A 19,978-nucleotide genomic window follows, 5' to 3' on the forward strand; every position below is an offset into this window, starting at 1 on the left:
TATAATTAATTTTATGGAGCAATGAGAATGAATATTTCAAAACAAGATTTACCGCTATTATCAAAGATGTCAAATACTTTAAAATTTTTATGTGCAGATATGGTGCAAAGTGCAAATAGTGGGCACCCTGGTGTGGCTATGGGGCTTTCTGATGTAATGAGTGTTTTATCTTTGCATTTAAATATTAATCCAAAAAACCCTACATGGATTAATCGCGATAGACTTGTTTTTAGTGGCGGTCATGCTTCGTCTTTAGTGTATGCATTATTGCATTTATGGGGGTTTGATGTGAGTTTAGAAGATTTGAAGGCTTTTAGACAAAAAGATTCTAAAACTCCAGGGCACCCAGAATTTGGACATACACAAGGTGTAGAGATCACAACAGGACCATTAGGGCAGGGTGTGGCTAATGCTGTAGGCTTTGCAATGGGTGCGAAGTATGCACAAAATCAATTTGGAGAAATGATTAATCATAAAGTATATTGTATGTGTGGAGATGGGGATTTGCAAGAAGGAATTAGTTATGAAGCGAGTTCTTTGGCAGGACATCTTGGGCTTGATAATTTGATTTTGATTTATGATAGCAATCATATTACAATTGAAGGGGATACAAATATCGCAATTAGTGAAAATATCAAAATGCGTTTTGAAGCACAGGGATTTTTTGTATTGGAGTGTGATGGACATGATCTTTTGGAAATTGATGCAATTCTTTCTCAAGCAAAAACAAATCAAACAAAGCCAGTTTTAATTATTATGCATACAAAAATTGCGAAGGATGCAATTGGATTGGAGGGGAGTGCAAAAGCACATGGTGCACCTTTGGGGCAAGAAGTGATTGAAAAAAGTAAAGTTGCACTTGGGTTTGATGCGCAAAAAGAATTTTATATTCCTGAAGATGTAATGTTGCGCTTTAGAAATATTTGTGAAAAAGGTGTGTGTGCTAATAAAATTTGGGAAGATACTTATAAGGAAAAGATTACAGAATTACAAGCATATCAAAACAAAGATTTTAGTAAAATTATTTACCCTACTTTTGAAAAAGGTCAAAAAGTTGCCACTAGAGTAAGTAATGGTAAGATTTTAAATGCAATTAGTAGTGCTGTAGCTGGGTTTATTGGAGGGAGTGCGGATTTGTCACCCTCAAATAATACGGGATTAGATCAAGCAGGGGATTTTCCTAATGGTAAAAATATCCATTTTGGAATCCGCGAACATTCTATGGGGGCAATTAGTAATGGTTTGGCAAATTATGGCCTATATTTGCCATTTTGCGCTACTTTTTTTGTATTTAGTGATTATCTTTCTCCAAGTATTCGAATTGCAAGTATTATGAATGCAAAGGTATTTTATATTTTTACACATGATAGTATTGGGGTGGGTGAGGATGGAGCTACTCATCAACCTATTGAACAATTAAGTCATTTTAGAGCAATGCCAAATTTAAGTGTATATCGCCCAGCAGATGCAAATGAAAACGTTGCATGTTGGAAAGATGCTTTGGAGAGACAGGGGCCTAGTATGTTTGTATTATCAAGACAAAATCTTGAGGTATGCACTCCAGAGGATAATGATCAAGTAAAATATGGCGGTTATATTTTAAAGGCTAGAGAGAATGCAAAAATCACTTTGCTTGCGAGTGGTTCAGAAGTGTCTTTAGCATTAAGAAGCGCAGAAAAATTAGAAGAAATGGGGATTATTGCTCAGGTTATAAGCGTGCCTTGTTTGGATATTTTATTGAAGCAAGATAAGACTTATATTAAAAATTTATTTAAAGATACAAAAATTTTGGCAATTGAAGCAGCGCGTAGTTATGAATGGTATTATTTTGCTGATGATGTGTTAATGATGGAGGGATTTGGAAGTTCTGCAAAGGGTGATGAGCTTTTTGAATTTTATGGATTTAGTGAAGAAAATATTATTAAGCGAGTAAAGGCATTATGCTAGATTCTAAAAATCTTTATGTCTTTTCATCTCGTCGCGCTATAGGGGATTTTTATTTAGAATTTGATGGGGATTTTGCTCCTAGAGTAATGAGTGCACAGGAATTTTTTGAATCTTGTATTGTGATTGAAAACAAAAAAAGAGCACCAAAATTTGTGATGAAATTTTTGTTATTACAAACATTGTATGAATACAAAAACACGCATAAGCTTGTGCTTTTTGATAAGAGTTTTTTGGCCTATTTGGAAGGAATGGAGTTTTTAGAAAACTTTTTTACTGAGTTAGATTTATCTGGAAAAAAAATAGAAGATATTAGCATTTTAGACACTTATGAGGACTATGAAGAGCATTTAAAAATTCTAAAAGATATTTATGAAAATTTTCAAGAAAAATTAAAAAATTATCAATTATATAGAAATTTTTATAGCCAAAATTATGAGATTTATACAGATATTTTTGCGAATATTGAGAGGATTGACTTTTTTTTAGATGGGGTGCTTTCTTTAACAGAACAAGAAATTTTGACAAAAATTGCACGGGATAAAAAGCTTATCTTGCATTTTGAATACGATGCTTATAATAAAAAATTTTTTAATTTTTTGGAAATTTCTACATTAAAAGAAGATGTGAGCTATCAAATTGATTTGCAAAATAAAGAGATCTTAGAAGAAAGTGAAAATAAAGAATATAAGATTGTAGAGGCTTTTTCATTTGCTTCAAGAATCCAGCAAGTGGCTTTTGCAATACATCAAGCAGGAGAATGGCTAAAGGAAGGAAGAGAGAATGTTGCTTTAATTACTCCTAGTGAAGATTTTGTAAAATATCTTCAAGTTTTTGATATTTATAGAAATTTTAACTATGCAGTGGGGATGGATATTAAAAAAACTGCTTATTATAAAGATTTTGTTGCACAGGATATACCAGAAAACCTTGCGAGCTTTCAAGAAAAAATACAAGAACTTGCAAAAAAACATTTGCAATTTCAAGAAGAAATCAAGCTTTTTAATCAGGAATTTTTTTCTGGCCTTTCGCAAATTCAAGAGACTATAGATATTTTTAGCATGGAGGATGTTAGAGAGTTTTATTTAAAAGAACTGGAGGGATTAAAAATTAGTGATAATAGGGGCGGGAAGATTCCGGTTTATGGGATGCTTGAGACACGAGGAATGCATTTTGATTCTGTAGTGATTGTGGATTTTAATGAGGAGAAGATTTTTAATTTTAGTGATAGTGATATGTTTTTGAATACAAAAATACGCAAAAAAATTGGGATGCCTACTTTAGAAGATCGCCAAAATCTTCAAAAGCATTATTATTACCAACTAATAAAAAATTCCAAAGAGGTGAAGATAAGTTTTGTAGAAGATGCTAAATTGCAAATGTCTTATTTTTTACAAAATATAGGCCATGTGCAGTATAAAAATTTTAACAGAACGCTATTTGATTTTAATGCTATAAGCCCTTATCAAGAAGATGAGTTTATAGGACAGATTCCTGCAGATTTTATTTTTAGTGCAAGTAGTTTGCGAGATTTTTTTACTTGCAAAAGAAGATTTTATTTTAAATATTGCAAAAAGCTTGCTAATAAGAGTGATAATTTTTTGCTTTATAGTAGCTTTCACAAGATTTTAGAAGAGGTGTATAAAGCTTATAAGGGTAGAATTAATCCTGTTTTGATGAAAAAAGAATTTGAGGAAAAAATAAGAGGATTGCCTTTTAGGGATCGAGTTGAGGCATTTAGCGCAGAGGTATTTTTGAAAAATATGCGTGGTTTTTGGGATCGCGAAAAAGAGCATTTTAATAATTGTGAATTTTTTCAAGCAGAATATGAATTTAAAACTGAGATTTTTGGCAAAAAATTTACAGGAAAGATTGATCGTATAGACAAAATAGGAGAGAAATATTTAATAATAGATTATAAATTTGGTAAAAATATAAAATTGCAAACAGCTAGTGAGGAAATGAGTGATTTTCAATTGACGATTTATGCATTAGCATTAGAAAATGAGGGTAAAGAAGTACAATCTTGTAGGATTTATGCAATGCAAAATAATCAAGTACTTATTGAGGAAGACTTGATGCAAAAAATAGGGATTTTAGAAAAGAGGTTAAAAGAGCTTGATGGGGTGATTTGTTTTGATAAATGTAAAAAAAATACAGAATGTCAATTTTGTGATTTTGCTATTTTGTGTAATCGCAGTTAAAAGTATCAATTTTTGTGAGGATAAAATATCCTATTAGGGTATAGGCTTAGCATAGTTAGAAAAATAGAAATAAAAGTTTTATGATATCCTATTTAGGGTAAGTGGTAATCATGAACATTATGGCAAAAATTAGTCTTTTTTGTTGGGGATGGTGATGATTTGTGCTTGTGTGTTCTTGGTTTTTTTGATTTCAGTAATTAGTGTTTCTGTATGCTCTGATAATGTAGCATCTAGATAGATACCTGCAAAAACATTATTGCGAATTTGTGAGAAAAAATCTGCATCAGTTTTGGCAATAATTACTGTATTAAATTTAGATTCTGACATAATTTTGATTTTTAAGAAATTTTCTAGTTTAGCATTATTTACATAAATTAGAAAGGTTTTTTCATATTTTTGCTTGTAGCGCAAATAGCTATCATAGGCTTTTTTATCATTAGGGTTGAGTTTGGATTTGTTGAGGTTTTGGAGATACATCCATAAAAAGGTCATTGAACAGTAAGACCCAGAGATATTTTGCTTAAAAAAAGTATTGTGAATAGGAGTAGATTGTGTGCTTAATTTCCAGACAAAATTATCCAAATCTGTGGCGCAAAGATTGAGCATTTTTATGGTTTTTTGCAAAACAATAAGATAAAAATGCTTGAAAGCTTTTTCAAAAACAGGAGAGTGTTTTTGTCTAAAATTTTGAATAATATTATGGAGTTGTTTGAGGCATTCTTGAAGAGGTTTTGCTTCTTCATCGTATTTTGCAATATTTTGCTTAAGCGTTTTTAGTTTGACTTCAAGACTTTTTACATCTTTCACAGTTTTTGATTCTATCTTGCTGTGAATGATTTTTGTTTCTGTAATATAATTTCTTATTCTTGTATTAAGTTGCAAAATTCTCTCTTCTAATCCAATAGCTGCTTGCATTGTGGCTTTATAATATAATTGATTTTCTAAAAAATATTCTTCAAAAATTTTTTGTGGATTGACATTGATATTTTGCACAAAATGATTATGTGTATAGCTTAGTTTATTGAGGGATTGTAAGCGATCAGAAAAAATATCTATAGTGATATTTTTGTCTGTAAAAACAAGATGATCAATTGCTTTATTTAAAAAACGCTTCATCTGTAGATAATCCAATAGGGGTTCTTGTATATTTTTGAATTCTTGAGTCATTAAATTAATTGCGCTAAGTTCTTGAAAAAAATACTTTTCGATGGATTTTTCTACACTGAGATTTAATGGAATTTCTTTAAGAGTAAAAAAATTGGTTTCTTTGAAGATTTTTTGAATAATCATCGTACGGATTTCTTGTTCTTTATAAAGCAATTCTTCATCAGTCTCTGTTTTCCAAAAATCAATTTCTTTAATGTAGGAATCTTCTGGGAAACCTTGAAATGCAGAGGCTTTAGCATCCACGATATGTCCGCTATTATTGCAACGAAATTCAATGAGCATTCCAGGGGTAGGAAGATGGCGATTGTCATGCCAACTTTCTTTGCGCAATTCAAAAATTTTTTTTGAATGGTTTGTGATAACACCAACACCAGTAGCAAGAGAGTATCTTAGAATTTTTCCATGCATTAAATCACCTAAAAGTAAAGTCCTCTTATTTTGATTTTGATAGGTTTTTAAAGAGGTTTTTAAAAAAAGTTCTTAAATTATAGCAAATTTATTCACCTTGATAGGTTGGAATTTGTCACCCATAACCCTTACTATGCCCATCCTTATGCTATAATTTTTAAAAATGATTTAGAGGGTTTTTTGAAAATTAAAAAAATAGTTGTTTGTTTATTTTTGGCATCTTTTTTTGTTTTTTTATTTTTAGCGACAATTTTTGGCGCAGGAGGATTTGTGGGGGAATTTGGCAGAGGATTTAGTTATTTTAATAACTCTGTTTTTGGAATCTTAGCACCAGTATGGCCAATTTTGTTGCTTTATCCACTTTATCTTTATGGTAAATATGGCACATTTAGCACAGAGCATACTCAATATATTTTTGCCGGATTTTTGAGCTTTTTTATTGTGATTTGTTTACAGGCTTTGTGGATAGATAAAGGAGGGTTTGGTCAAAGTGTCATAAGAGTGCTTTCTGCTATTATTGGGACTTTTGGAATCTATGTTTTATTGTTGGCTTTTGGTATTGTGGTATGGGTTTTATTTTCTTTGCAGCATTTCTTGCAAGCAATACAAAAACTTCGTATCGCGGCATTAAGGTTTTTGGAGAATTTTGGCAAAAAAATTATCCAAATTTTTAAAAATATTAAGCAGAAAATCAAAGAAAAAAGATTACAAAAATCTTCCTCTTACAATACTGATCATGATTTTTTTCAAAGAGATTTCAAGGAGCAAAAACTAGAATCCCCAATAGATTTTGTAGAAAAAAATACAGATGAAGGGGAGAGGTTTTTAGATATAGAACCAAAGGTGCGTGTATTTTATGATATTAAAGTAGGGAAACCTAAGGAAAATACGGAGGTGAGGGAGTATATAGGAGGGGAAGATAATTCTTTGGAGATTGTGCAAAATCATGACTATGTCAAAGAGGTTTTAGAGCGTAATAAACGCGAGGCACAAAAACAAATCGCTTTAATTTCTGAACAAACAAAAAATCAAAAAACCAGAGATGAAGATTTTTTATCAGCGCAAGCTGCGCCAAAACCTTTAGTGCAAGATTTGCATTCTAAAACTCCACAATCCCCCCAAAAAGATACACAATTTTTTAAAAGACAAGAAGATTTGCAAAGAAATACGCAAGATTTTGGGAGTTCTATAAAACAAAATACTACATCAAACACTATGCAATCAGTAGAAAAAAACACAAAATCCTCTAATTCAGAAGACTCGATAGATCCCTCATTAGATTTTATAGTTCCATCAAATAACCTTGATAACACACAAAGTGATTTGAAAGAGGAAAAATTTGAGATAAATACTTCTGATATTTCTGAAAACTCTACTGCGGATTTTACCCCAAAGGTAGCTAGAAAAAGCAAAATTCAGATTCTCAAAGAGGTAAGTCAAAATACAATGCTTTTGGAAGATTTGGAAAAAGGAGGAATGCAAAAACCGCAAAATTATTCTCTACCTAGTCTTGATTTGCTCACAAAACCACCTTTGCAAAATTGTGAGATTGATGAAGAAGAAATCGATATGAAAGCGCAAAATCTTATTGAAAAATTAAAGACTTTTAAGATTGAGGGAGATGTGACTACAATTTGCACAGGACCTTTGATTAGTACTTTTGAATTTAAACCTGCAGGTCATGTAAAAGTGAGTAGAATTTCTAATTTAAGTGATGATTTAGCAATGACGCTTAGTGCTCAATCTATTCGTATCCAAGCACCAATTCCTGGTAAAAATGTCGTAGGTATTGAAATCCCTAATACACAATCACAAATTGTTTATATGCGTGAGATTTTAGAAAGCGAGATCTTTAAACAATCTGCATCTCCACTAACTTTGGCATTAGGTAAGGATATTGCAGGAAATCCTTTTGTTACAGATCTCAAAAAACTCCCACATTTGCTTGTGGCAGGGACTACAGGGAGTGGAAAGTCTGTGGGGATTAATGCCATGATTCTCTCCCTTTTATATCGCAACTCCCCTGATAGTTTGCGTTTGATTATGGTGGATCCTAAAATGGTGGAATTTAGTTTGTATGAAGATATCCCACATTTATTAACACCGATTATTACAGATGCTAAAAAGGCGATTTCTGCGCTTAACCAAGCTACAAAAGAGATGGAAAAACGCTACAAGATGATGCAAGAGCTTAAGGTAAAAACTATTGAAAGTTATAATCAAAAATGCAAGGCTGTAGGACTAGAGCCATTTGCGTATTTGGTGATTATTATCGATGAATTAGCAGATTTGATGATGACAGGTGGGAAAGATGCTGAAATGCCAATTATACGTATAGCACAGATGGGGCGGGCTTGTGGTATGCATCTTATTGTAGCGACACAACGCCCAAGTGCTGATGTTGTTACAGGATTGATTAAAACCAACCTTCCTTCACGCATTGCTTTTAAAGTAAGTAATAAAATTGATTCTCGAGTGGTAATTGATATGGAGGGGGCACAAAGTTTGTTGGGCAAGGGGGATATGCTATTTGCACTAGGAGGAAGTAATGTCACAAGAATCCATGCCCCATGGAGTAGTGAAGGGGAGATTGAGAGGATTGTAGAGAGCATTAAAATGCAACGCGAAGTAGTATATGATGAAGAGTTTGATTTGGAAGGAAGAGAATTAATTGAGCAGAATTTTGAGGGGAGTAATGTTGATAGTACCGAATTGCAAAGAGCAAAAGAAGTGATTTTGACTTACGGAATTAGCTCTACAAGTAATTTGCAAAGACGCATGGGTGTGGGCTATAATAAAGCAGCAAACCTAGTAGAAGAACTTGAGAGACAAGGATTTTTATCTGCCCCTGATGCTAAGGGTAAAAGAAGTATTATAGGGAGATAATTTTGTAGTTTTTTAAACAAGAGGTTAGGGGGGGGGGGTTGCAAAGTAGATGAGGTGCTTTTAGATACAAAGTAATAGGTATTAGAAAAAAATCGAGAAAAGACAAAATATTTATACCCTGATATTTTTGAGGTTATAAAAGATAAAAATATAAGTGTTGTTTATACAGCTGATGAAAAATATTCCCACTACACAAATATAAAAGATATTGAGGTGATATAAAGTATAAAATTGACTCTATTTGTTTCTGGTAAAGCTTTAATTTTAATACCTATATTTTTTAATATAAATTTATCTTATAGAGTAATTTAGTATTATAAAACCTTATTGTTGAAGTTGTAAATTGATATAATGAGCATAGTATTTATGTTTGGTGAGAGTGCATGTATATTTCAGAGGCAGATACAAGAATAAAATTTATCGATACAAAGTTAAAAGATTCCCATTGGAGTGAGGATTGTATAAAGCGAGAGTATTATTTTACCGATGGTAGAAAGCTACTTGGTAATAAAAGAGGAGTGAGAAAATTTGCAGACTATTTGCTTAGCTTTCAAAATAATAATTTAGCTATTATTGAAGCTAAAAAGCTAGGTAAAGATTCTCTATCTGGACTATCACAAGCCATAGAATATGCCAAAATCTTAAATATCCGCTTTGTATATGTGACAAATGGTGAGCAGATTTATGAATATGATATGTGCAATTTAGAGGGTGGGTATATAGAAGAATTTCCAAGCCCACAGATTTTATTTGCTAGGACTTTTGGAAATCTTTTAGAATGGCAATATAAGCTTGTAACCCAAAGAGAATACCAAATCCCACAAAAAGAATTGCGTTATTATCAAAAAATCGCAGTAGATAGAGTGGTGCAAGCCCTAATTAATAACAAGAATAGAATCTTACTTACTCTAGCCACTGGCACAGGTAAGACTACTATAGCCTTTGCACTATGCTATCGCCTTTTAGAATCTAAGTGGAATTTAGAGAATGCTAATAGAAAACCAAAGATTTTATTTCTTTGTGATCGTATTACTTTGCGTAATCAAGCTTTAAGTGAATTTAACTATATAGAAAGCGATTGTAAAGAAATCAGTGCAGAAGAATTAAAGAAAAATGAAGGTAGAGTGCCTACAAGCGGTGATGTGTTTTTTGGAATCTATCAAAGTTTAAGTAGTGTGGATAAATCCAAAGATAGAGAAGAAAAAGATATACAAGAGGGGATAGAGAGCAAGTTTTATTTGCAATACCCTAAGGATTTCTTTGATCTTATTATTATTGATGAATGCCACAGAGGCGGGGCAAATGAGACAGGAAGCTGGAGGGCTGTGCTAGAATATTTTAAAAGCGCAGTGCATTTAGGGCTTACTGCTACACCAAAAAGAAGTGATAATATAGATACTTATAAATATTTTGGCGATGCGGTGTATGAGTATAGTCTAAAAGAGGGCATAGAAGATGGCTTCTTAACGCCTTATAAGGTCAAGCGTATTATAACCTCTTTAAATGATGGCTATACGCATAATCTAGATGATATCGTGCAAGGAAAGTTAGAAAAAGAGTATTATGAGCCAGGCGAGTTTGAACGCACTATCACGCTTCCAAAATATAATGAATTTATCGCTAAAAAGATTCTAAAACTCATTAATCCTATGGATAAAACGATCATTTTTTGTGCCAATCAAGCCCATGCAAGTGCTATGAAAGTGGCTATTGATAAGTTTAAGGAGGTAAATAAAAAGGAATATTGTATGAGGGTTACAAGCGATGAGGGAGTTGACGGGCTAAATTCTCTAAAAGCATTTCAAGATAATGATAAAGAATATCCAGTAATCCTTACAAGCTCCAAAATGCTAACAACTGGTGTAGATGCTAGGAATGTACGAAATATCGTGCTTTTGGCAAATATAGGCTCGATAATAGAGTTTAAGCAAATCATAGGACGAGGCACGAGAATCTATGAGAATAAGGACTTTTTTACAATTTTAGATTTCTTTGGGGCTACAAAGCTCTTTTATGATCCAAAATGGGATGGGGAGAGTAATGTTGTAAGCGGAGATGATAAGGAAGATTCTAGAATTATAAGAGAGGACAATAAAAGCAGTGATAAAGATGATGACACTCCTCCAAAACAAAAGGTGATTATCCACCTAAAAGGCACAAAGTTAAAAGTGCTAGATATAGAGACACGCTATATAGGAGGAGATGGCAGACCACTAGGCACAAAGGAGTTTTTAGAATTCTTAATCGGTAAGCTTGGGAGTTTTTATAATAATGAAAAGAAATTAAAAGAGATGTGGAGTAATGCAGAAAATAGAGACGCTTTTTTAAAAAGTCTTGCAAATGAGGGGATAGATAGTGAGGTGCTAGAGAATCTAAAAGAGATTTTTGAGCGAAAAGATTGCGATATTTATGATATTTTGGCACATATTAGCTTTAATAGTGAGATCTTATCACGCAGTGAGCGGGTGTTAAGCGTGAAAAATAGTGGCTTTTTATCAAAATTTCACAAAGAAAGGACGATAAGGCTTATAGAATTTTTGCTTGGATATTATGAAGAGCATGGGATTAATGATTTTAACAATCTTGGCAGACTACTAGAGCTTAGCTCACTTGGTAAGGCATATGAGATAGTAGAGGACTTTGGCGGAATCCCTATGCTAAGAGAGAGTATAGAGGAACTTCAGAGGGAGATATATGGGGTATAAAAATCAAGAAAGCACAAAAACATATTACGAGTGTCTTAATCAAATAACAACAGATGAACTTTATGAGGGATTGCTAGGATATGGTATGTTTGCTGAAAAGATACCAAATTTTCTAACATCAGAAACTTTCTTTGAGTTTTGCAAATCAAATGAACCATGTTTTGAACAAAAAGAATATAGATATATTAAATATGAAAATATGAGGAATATTAATATTCCTAGAATCTTATCAATACCGCATCCATTTGTATATTATAAACAATGTAAGGTTTTAAAGGAAAGTTGGAAAAAATTAAAAAAATATTTTTACAAAAAAACTAAGAGTAATAAATATAAAATTAGTCGTATTCATATTAGAAAATTAGACAACAAAAAATTTATAGATTACAGAGATTACAATTTAAATAACGCTATATTGGAGAGTAAAATCATACAAAAAATTTTCAACATGAATTTTAAAAACTATAAGTTTGATGGAGCACCAGAACAAGAAATTTTTATTGGAAAAAGATATAAAGTAAAAGCAGATATTTCAAATTGTTTCCCTAGCATCTATACGCATGCTATATCTTGGGCTTTGGTTGGAAAAAAAATGGCTAAAGAAGATAAAAATAAGGGTAAAGATAAACCATATTACAATGAGATAGATAAATCTACACAATGGCTTAATTATGGAGAAACACACGGAATCTTAATTGGTCCTCATAGCTCAAATTTAATTTCTGAAATTATTTTGGTAGCAGCTGATTATAAACTTAGTAAAAAATATGAATATATTAGAAATATAGATGATTATACTTGCTATGTTAAATCTTATGAAGAAGCTGAAAAGTTTCTCTTGGATTTGTCTATGGAACTTAAAAAATATGGACTATCCTTAAATCATAAAAAAACAGAAATCATAGAATTACCCAGCTCATTTGAAGAAGAGTGGGTAAGAAAATTAAAGCTTTTCAAATTAGATTCTTATAATGGCAAAATAAAATATACCGGAATAGCACCATTTTTGGATATGGCTTTGGAATTAATGAAAGATAACAAAAATAACGCTGCGATTTTAAACTATGCATTTCAGATTTTAATCAAAAATAAAATGACATCGAGTGCTAAAAAATATTTTATTAACACAATTCATCATCTAGTCTTACTCTATCCATATTTGATTTTTTTACTAGATGAAATATTTCAAAAAAATATTATTTCACAAGAATATATAAAAAAAATATCTTTAGATATTTTTAGTTTAGGTAAAGAAAAGAGAAACTATGAGGCAATGTCTTATGCTCTTTATTTTGCACTAAAATACAACTTTAAACTAAAAGAAGAGCTTAGTCTATTGGAAGAAGCAAAAAGAGAAGAAGATTGCATCTTGATGTTATTATGCTATCTTTATGACAAAAAGAATGATAATGATATAGAAGAATATAAAAAAGTAGCAAAGCAGTTTATTACAAACCAAACTTTAAAAAAAAATGGAAATATTACAATTTTAGATGATGAATATTGGTTGTTTGCTTATGAAGTTTTATTGCGAGAAGATGATAAAGTGCTTGATCAATGTATAGATTGGAAACAGCTAAAAAATAAAAATATATCTTTTATTAAACAGGAATTTCAATGACAAATTTACCGCAAGTGCAGGAGGTTAAAAAGTTTAGGAGAGGTTAGTGAAATCAATCCTAGAAATAAAATTGATGATAACATAAATGTATCTTTTATATCTATGGATAAAATTTAGATGGATATAGCAACGATTTCTCTTATAAAGTTAAAAAATGGAAAGAAGTCAAAAAAGGTTTTACGAATTTTAAGTAAGGAGATATTGGGGTGGCTAAAATTACCCCTTGTTTTAAAAATAGGAAATCTGTGATTTTTGATAAGCTAGAAAATGGTTTTGGTGCTAGAACCACAGAATTGCATATTATTAGAGTGAATGATAGTGTTATAAAATTTCAAGAATTTCTAAGACTGTCTATTAAATCTCATTTTGTATATATCGCAAGCAACAATAAAGCACAAGCCCAGAAAAGTAAGAAATAGCAATACAAAGAATGAGGCAATATAAATTATGCTATGCATAAATATTGCCATATTTGTTAGATTCTCTATCTTTTAAGCACCAAACACTTTTAATAAATGTGCTTGATAATCTTCTATATATTTTTGTACCTGTGGGTTTTTTATCACATCATTACAGATAAAAGTTGGCAATGCACTCATACCTAAAAATTGATGCGCTTTATGTAAGTGCAAATATACGCCATCTACACCCACACCTTCAAAAAATTGCTCTTTGTCTGTAAAAGCTTCTAGTGGTGCATTCCAAGTTAAAGAAAACATATATTTTTTATTCTGCGATAATCCACCGCTACCATATTTTTTACTTATATCTTCTCTACTTCTACCATCATTAGCATAGAGTTTTCCCGCCCCTGCATTAAAGACTTCATCGATATATTTTTTGACAATCCAAGGTTCGCCCATCCACCAGCCAGGCATTTGATAGATAATTGCATCAGAATCTAGAATTTTTTGTACTTCTACTTCTGCATCATAGCCCTTGTCTATATGTGTTTCATTTATATAGAGTCCTAAAGATTGTAGAGTGTCTTTTGCCACATCGTGCAAAGTGGAATTCAATCTCCCTTTAGAAAGTCCAAAATCTTTTGCTCCATTAATTAAAAGTATATTTTTCATGATTTTCCTTTTGTATTTTTACTATGACAAATATGCATCATTAAGATTTCTTTATCCTAGTATCTATGGTGTTTATTATACTTTGCCATAGTAAAGTATTGATGTTTCAATGTCTTTAGTGCTTGATTTGATGCTTTATAATAAATATTTTTCTTGATAATATTTTATAAGTTTTTGTATTTTTTGTAATTCTATATTTTTCATATAGTTTTCCATAAATTCCCAGTTTGGATTGCCTGTAGAATCTACGGGGAGAAGAATTTTCCCCCTTTTTAATCTTGTAAGTGTTGCTCCATTCCCACCCCAACTAAATTTTTTCATAAGTTTTTTAAGTGTAATAATTATAAAGAGTGCATTATGTTTATTAATTTCTTTATATTTTAGAATCTGGATATTTTGTCCTGTATAAAATGGGCTATTTTGATAAAAAGCTGTTTGTGTGTCCAATCCTATCGTGATTACATTAGATTTATTAAATTTATAAGCATCTTGCATGGCTATAAAATCATCTATTCCATTAGTTTTATCACTTCTTGTAACATAAGGATAATCACCCTTTTTGCCATTTAGCTTATTTTTATCAATTCCATTAATCGTAGCTTGAATCTCAAAAATTTCACCTATTACAAACTCTTTCCATTGAATATTCTTTAACTCATCTTGATGGATAAAATCTCTATATTCATCAAGAGTAAATATTACCCCCCCCCCGTTATTAATTTGCTTTAATTTCGCATGATAATAAGCAGTAATTTTTTCTAAATGTGCTTTTTCTATATTTTTCATATAGTTTTCCATAAATTCCCAGTTTGGATTACCTGTAGAATCTACGGGGAGGAGTAATTTTTGGTTTTTTAAAACAGATGTGGATAGTTGATAGCCATAACAATATTTAAAAGTAAATTTTTTAATTAACGGAATTAAAAAAAGAGCTAAATAATGATTAAATTCCTTATTTTTTGCTTTGATTCCGTGAATCTTCATATCCAAACTCACTTTTTTAGGTTGATAAAAAACACTCCCTAAAAATGAAATACTAATGAAGTTTTCCAAAGTTCTAAAATTTTTATGTTTTATATAGTTTGTAAAAAAAGCAACACCATTATTAAAATCTGTAGCAGTAATACGAGGAATTGTTCCTACCTTGATATCCTTTTGATGTATTAAAGCACCTGTGTGAATCTCAAATATCTCACTTATCTTAAACTCTTTCCATTCTATATTTTCTAATATAAGTTTTTCATGTGCAATTTTCATGAGGCCATCCTCAATGAAAATGCGCTTTTGATAGCTATAAGAGGCGTTGTTGTGGTTTTGTGAGGTGTTGTTATAAGTAGGTAGTTGCCCCCCCCCCCTGTATTATTTAGTAATTTTTTATTGTAGTAATTAACTACTTTTTTAATATATTTTTGCTCGATATTTTTTATATAAGATTCCATAAATTCCCAGTGCAGATTGCCTGTAGAATCTATAGGGAGGAGTAATTTTTCTCTCTTAATTCTTTTATCATTTATTTCACGATTGAAGCTATATTTTTCTTTAAGACGCGTTATAATAGGGAGTAAAAATAAATAAATATATTTGTTGAATCTAGGATTGTATAGCTGTGTAACATGATCACTTGCTATAAAATCATAAGAATGAAAGAATACACTTCCAACACTCCCACTATTTGCTAAAGAAATGCAATTGCTAAATTTTCTTACGCCCTCCTCATTATCTATAAAATTATCCACACCATTATTTAAAGAGCTTGAAGACACATAAGGTGTCTTCCCTTGAGTTTGATTTTCTTTGATTAATCTTTTTCCTCGTTTTATCTCTTTAAAAATTTCGGAAAAATTAAACTCTTTCCATTCTAGATTCAGAGTATTTACATCTTTATTCATCATTTTTTTCATCCTCTAGTCCAAATAGATAACCTCTCCCATGAGTGATCATGTTAAATTCAAAAGTGAGATAATCTGCCATTGTTTTATCAAATTCTTCATGAGTTGGAATCTCATCGTTAAAATAATAAAAACTATGCAACCATTCATCGTCTGCTTCAATGCTAGTTTTAACACAAAATTTTGTTGGAGCTTCAATTTTATCATGCCAAACATCTAACAAATAAGCTTTTTTATCTTGCGCGTGTATAGTTTCTACTAAACCTCTATGTTTTTGCACTTCAAAGCCATCGTCTTCAAAATTAATAAATTTACAAATTTTACTCTCATCATGTGGTACACCAGCTGTAAAAACTGCAATACAAGGATTGGTCCCCACGCCATAAAAAGTATTTTTATTTAATGTAATAACGCCTTCTAGTGTGTGATATTTTAAGATATTTGCTTTTATTACCTTTTCTTCTTTGCTTTTTCCTGTCATAGCAGACTGTGGCACAATAACAACTACTTTGCCATTCTTTACAATAGAATTTAAAAGATGTTCACTAAAAGCAATTTCAGTTAAATTCTTATCAATTTTTCCTTGAGAATAAGGAGGATTCATAAAGCCTATATTTGCCATAAAATCTTCTTGAAGTTTTATGGGATTGTGTTTTAAAAAATCTTCATCATAAAGATTGCTTTTTCCATCACCTCTTAGAACCATATTAGCGGTAGCAACGGCAAACATAAAAGATTGAAGTTCAAATCCAAAAAGCTGTTTTTTCTTTATGCTATCTTTCTGTCCTTCATTTTGTGCTTGAAGTAGCATATAATCCATAGCAGTAATTAGAAATCCGCCCGTGCCACAGCAAGGATCAAGTACCTTATCTGTTGCTTTTAATTTCACTAAATCACAAAATAACTCCGTAATATGTGTAGGTGTAAGTACAATACCCAAAGTTTGCCCATCGCCACCACTAAAACGCATAAACTCACTATAGAATATACCTAAATAATCATCTGAATTTTTGATAGTATGAATAGAATCAAAAATATTTTCTTTAATAAATTTTACATAATGCTTTAAGGGAGTGCAAGAAATTTTTAAACCTTTTTTATCTGTAATTTCGCAAAGTTCATTAATCTTTTTAGTATCTTTGATAACAGAAAATTGTATTAAAACTTTATCACGCTTTACTTCTGGCGCAAGATTGGACCTTTTTAAATTAGATTCTATAAGTTCATAAATTTTCTTTCCATCAGAATCAACTTTATCATTATTTAGATATTCTAAATCAAGATTTTTAGTTCTCATTTCATCTAATGCGAGCAAAATCCCAGCTACCACTAATGGCTTATTCCTGTCATCTAATGCTCCATAATTTCTTAAATCTTCATGCAAATTTGCAGCAATTTTTTCTATTTCTTCTTTAGTTTTTTGCTTACTAGATTCTTCTTTTAGTACCTCTCTTTTATAGTATTCTTCTATATTTTTCTCATTTAATAATTTAAAAGTCTCAATATCCTTTAAAGGTTCTTTTATCAATGCTCCATTATCTATAAAAATAGGCGTAATCTTATGTCTTTTACTATCCCCACTTACAGCGATGGCAAAAATTTTTTTATAGGTATTTTGATTTTCGACAATATGCCTTGCATACCATAAAGCACCATTAAGTGCGTAATTTTCTACATCTTTTTGATTTTGTGAGATAAGATTGTTGTTGTCAAATTTGCTATGTTTGCTTATATCTGCTTTATTTTCAATCACGATTACAAAATCTTTAACCACACCGCAGTATTCAGGATATCCACTATGTTTTGTGCCTCTTTTAGATGCACTAGCCAAAGCATCATTTAATTCTTTTATATTTGATCCTTGATAAGTCAAGTTTATATTTGCTTCTTTTAAAAGTTCATACACCCATAAATCAGTTTGTGCTTCTTTTCTCGCCATTAGATAACCTTAGTTTTTAATTATTTACTATGTTTAGTGATTTGAAAATATTATTATACCTTTAATACCTTTATGAAAGCATGATTCTAAGGAAGTTTATTTTTAGCTTGTTAAATCCAGTAAAAACTTTGTAGTTTTTATTGTGGTGATTGTGGAATATAGTGAATTTGCAGGATCGCGTCTTTTTATGTCTAATTTGTTATTTTTGTATTTATAAGTCAAATAGTGTGTTTTTATGCATTTTTATAGTTTTTGGATTGATTTAAAAATACACTATGACTTAAAATTAATTTTTATCACTACTATAATTTTATTACTTTACATAAAAATACACAAAAAATTAAAATTTTATAGTTAAAATTTCGACCTTAAAAAATCATAGGGAGTTTTATGCAAAAATATGATGCAATTATCATTGGTTCTGGACTTGGCGGATTAAGTAGTGGAGCTACTCTTGCAAAAGCAGGAAAAAAAGTGCTAGTGCTAGAGCAACATAGCTTAGTTGGAGGGTGTGCGACTTGCTTTAAGCGCAAGGGTATGCTAGTAGATGCAGGATTGCATGAAATGGACTTTGGAAGTGAAAAAAGAGATATTAAACATGTGGTGTTTAAAAATTTGGGTCTTGATAAAAAGTTAGAGCTTATTGCTCTTCCTAGCGCATGGAGTATTATAGAGCAAAATAGACCAAATGAGGTTTTAACAATCCCACATGGATATACAAAAGAAGCTTTAATTAAGGCATTTCCACATGAAAAAGAAGGCATAAAAAAATATTTTAAAAAAATTGCATTTCAAAGCTTTTTGGTACGAAAATTTCCTTTTGATATGAAATTTTTGGACTTTTTCTTTGCACCACTTACTACACTTATTTTCTTTGCTTATAATATGTTTTCTAACAAAAGTGTGGGCGAAGTGCTAAATTCTTGTATTAAAGATTCTAAACTAAAGAGAATTTTAAATATCAATATATCTTATTATCATCATAATCCCTTTAAATTTATCTGGAGTTACCATGCCATTGCACAAAGCAATTATTACAATAGAGGTGTGTATATTAAAGGTGGTTCACAAAAGCTTTCTGATTCTTTAAGTGAGATTATTAGAGAAAATGGTGGAGAAGTTTTGATAAATGCTGATGTAGTAGAGATTTTGCATGAATTTAGGAGTGCTAAAGGTGTAAGATATATCAATAAAAAGAGTGGAGAAGAAAAAAAGATTTTTGCAGATGTAATTATTGCTAATTGTGATCCACATATTGTCTATACAAAGCTTTTAAATCTCTCGGTAAATGAGTATAGAAAAGATTTTAAACTCACACAAGGTTTTCTTCTTACTACATCGCTTGTATCTTTGTATATGATTTTTGATAAAAATTTAAGTGAGATTTATCCAAATATGGATTATTCTACATTTCTTGTGGATGAAAAGTATTTCCATCAATCTTTTGATGAGAAAAATACAGATTCTGCAAATATACCTATAGAAAATCGCGATTTTGCTTTTGTGAATTATTCTAAAATTGATAGTGGGCTAAGTGATAGAAGTGATAGGTATCTTGGTGTTGGTGCAGTGTATAGCTATTATGAAGAATGGGAAAATTCGGATAAAGAAGCTTATAGGGCTAAAAAAGAGGAATTGCAAAATGCATTGGTGAAGAGATTAGAGCGTGTGTATCCAGGAATTATGCAGTATTGTATCCACATAGAGCTTGCTACGCCAAAAACTATTGAACGCTATACTCGCACAAGAAAGGGTGCAATCTATGGCTATGATCAAGATAGGGAGGGCTTTATTGGTAGAGAGAGATTCAAGTCAAAGAGTATTAAGAATCTTTATTTTGCATCTGCATTTGGATTTCCAGGTGGTGGTTTTACAGGTGCGATTTTGGGCGGTTATAGAACTGCTAAAAAGATTTTAGATCCTTATTTTTATGCAAAGCGTATTACATTATGTTTTATTTTTGGTATTGCATTTTCTATGGGGATAAGTACATTGTTAAAAGTGATTTAAATTAAAAGCTTTAAATACAAATTTTTTATTGTGCTTTTATGGGGTTATATGGAAAATTTTAAGAAAATAAGGGATTTTACTATGATTAACTGTAAGTTAAAAATGAGTGAGGTTTAAGCATAGTAATGT

12 protein-coding genes are annotated in these 19,978 nt (G+C 31.0%); 7 read left to right on the forward strand and 5 right to left on the reverse strand.

Annotation, left to right across the window (positions count from 1 at the left end):
• Positions 1–27 precede the first annotated feature (27 nt).
• Positions 28–1,947, forward strand: coding sequence for a transketolase (gene tkt, locus LW133_RS02840; RefSeq protein WP_233076221.1), 1,920 nt, complete (start codon positions 28–30; stop codon positions 1,945–1,947).
• Positions 1,941–4,148, forward strand: a complete 2,208-nt coding sequence (locus LW133_RS02845) for a PD-(D/E)XK nuclease family protein (RefSeq protein ID WP_233076223.1) — start codon at positions 1,941–1,943, stop codon at positions 4,146–4,148. The genes tkt and LW133_RS02845 overlap by 7 nt, the downstream gene beginning before the upstream one ends.
• A 129-nt stretch (positions 4,149–4,277) precedes the next feature.
• On the opposite strand, the gene LW133_RS02850 is transcribed toward LW133_RS02845, so the two are convergent.
• Positions 4,278–5,723, reverse strand: a complete 1,446-nt coding sequence (locus tag LW133_RS02850) for a hypothetical protein (protein WP_233076224.1) — start codon at positions 5,721–5,723, stop codon at positions 4,278–4,280.
• A 180-nt stretch (positions 5,724–5,903) separates the two neighbouring features.
• Here LW133_RS02850 and LW133_RS02855 point away from each other — a divergent pair, with 180 nt between their 5' ends.
• From LW133_RS02855 to LW133_RS02870, 4 genes are all read left to right on the forward strand, one after another.
• Positions 5,904–8,609 carry a DNA translocase FtsK gene (locus LW133_RS02855; protein ID WP_233076226.1) on the forward strand — a complete coding sequence of 902 codons (2,706 nt, stop codon included), beginning with the start codon at positions 5,904–5,906 and terminating at the stop codon, positions 8,607–8,609.
• A 383-nt stretch (positions 8,610–8,992) separates the two neighbouring features.
• Positions 8,993–11,314 carry an EcoAI/FtnUII family type I restriction enzme subunit R gene (gene hsdR / locus LW133_RS02860; protein ID WP_233076228.1) on the forward strand — a complete coding sequence of 774 codons (2,322 nt, stop codon included), beginning with the start codon at positions 8,993–8,995 and terminating at the stop codon, positions 11,312–11,314.
• On the forward strand, positions 11,304–12,935 hold the full coding sequence (locus tag LW133_RS02865) for an RNA-directed DNA polymerase (RefSeq protein WP_233076230.1): 1,632 nt from the start codon (positions 11,304–11,306) through the stop codon (positions 12,933–12,935). The genes hsdR and LW133_RS02865 overlap by 11 nt, the downstream gene beginning before the upstream one ends.
• Positions 12,936–13,141: 206 nt before the next feature.
• Positions 13,142–13,354, forward strand: a complete 213-nt coding sequence (locus tag LW133_RS02870) for a restriction endonuclease subunit S domain-containing protein (protein WP_233076233.1) — start codon at positions 13,142–13,144, stop codon at positions 13,352–13,354.
• 72 nt (positions 13,355–13,426) lie between these two features.
• Here LW133_RS02870 and LW133_RS02875 read toward each other — a convergent pair whose 3' ends face one another.
• The 4 genes from LW133_RS02875 to LW133_RS02890 form a co-directional block, all read right to left on the reverse strand.
• A complete protein-coding gene (locus tag LW133_RS02875) occupies positions 13,427–14,011 on the reverse strand; it encodes an NAD(P)H-dependent oxidoreductase (RefSeq protein WP_233076234.1) in 585 nt (194 codons plus the stop codon).
• Positions 14,012–14,146: 135 nt separating this feature from the next.
• Positions 14,147–15,268, reverse strand: a complete 1,122-nt coding sequence (locus LW133_RS02880) for a restriction endonuclease subunit S (protein WP_233076235.1) — start codon at positions 15,266–15,268, stop codon at positions 14,147–14,149.
• Positions 15,265–15,903 (reverse strand): restriction endonuclease subunit S, encoded by a 639-nt coding sequence (locus LW133_RS02885; RefSeq protein WP_233076236.1) that lies wholly within the window; start codon positions 15,901–15,903, stop codon positions 15,265–15,267. The genes LW133_RS02880 and LW133_RS02885 overlap by 4 nt, the downstream gene beginning before the upstream one ends.
• Complete coding sequence (locus LW133_RS02890) at positions 15,893–17,839, reverse strand: HsdM family class I SAM-dependent methyltransferase (protein WP_233076240.1); 1,947 nt, start codon at positions 17,837–17,839, stop codon at positions 15,893–15,895. The genes LW133_RS02885 and LW133_RS02890 overlap by 11 nt, the downstream gene beginning before the upstream one ends.
• A gap of 390 nt (positions 17,840–18,229) precedes the next feature.
• On the opposite strand from LW133_RS02890, the gene LW133_RS02895 reads away from it, so the two are divergent.
• On the forward strand, positions 18,230–19,849 hold the full coding sequence (locus tag LW133_RS02895; protein WP_233076241.1) for a phytoene desaturase family protein: 1,620 nt from the start codon (positions 18,230–18,232) through the stop codon (positions 19,847–19,849).
• Positions 19,850–19,978: the final 129 nt, after the last annotated feature.

It is taken from the genome of Helicobacter anatolicus (genome assembly GCF_021300615.1).
Classification (GTDB): Bacteria; Campylobacterota; Campylobacteria; order Campylobacterales; family Helicobacteraceae; genus Helicobacter_H; species Helicobacter_H anatolicus.

Excerpts from the sequence above, each read along its gene's own strand:
- tkt (WP_233076221.1), top strand. The coding sequence starts at position 28 with ATGAATATTTCAAAACAAGATTTACCGCTATTATCAAAGATGTCAAAT.
- LW133_RS02845 (WP_233076223.1), top strand. The coding sequence starts at position 1,941 with ATGCTAGATTCTAAAAATCTTTATGTCTTTTCATCTCGTCGCGCTATA.
- LW133_RS02850 (WP_233076224.1), bottom strand. The coding sequence starts at position 5,723 with ATGCATGGAAAAATTCTAAGATACTCTCTTGCTACTGGTGTTGGTGTT.
- hsdR (WP_233076228.1), top strand. The coding sequence starts at position 8,993 with ATGTATATTTCAGAGGCAGATACAAGAATAAAATTTATCGATACAAAG.
- LW133_RS02865 (WP_233076230.1), top strand. The coding sequence starts at position 11,304 with ATGGGGTATAAAAATCAAGAAAGCACAAAAACATATTACGAGTGTCTT.
- LW133_RS02875 (WP_233076234.1), bottom strand. The coding sequence starts at position 14,011 with ATGAAAAATATACTTTTAATTAATGGAGCAAAAGATTTTGGACTTTCT.
- LW133_RS02880 (WP_233076235.1), bottom strand. The coding sequence starts at position 15,268 with ATGAAAATTGCACATGAAAAACTTATATTAGAAAATATAGAATGGAAA.
- LW133_RS02885 (WP_233076236.1), bottom strand. The coding sequence starts at position 15,903 with ATGATGAATAAAGATGTAAATACTCTGAATCTAGAATGGAAAGAGTTT.
- LW133_RS02890 (WP_233076240.1), bottom strand. The coding sequence starts at position 17,839 with ATGGCGAGAAAAGAAGCACAAACTGATTTATGGGTGTATGAACTTTTA.
- LW133_RS02895 (WP_233076241.1), top strand. The coding sequence starts at position 18,230 with ATGCAAAAATATGATGCAATTATCATTGGTTCTGGACTTGGCGGATTA.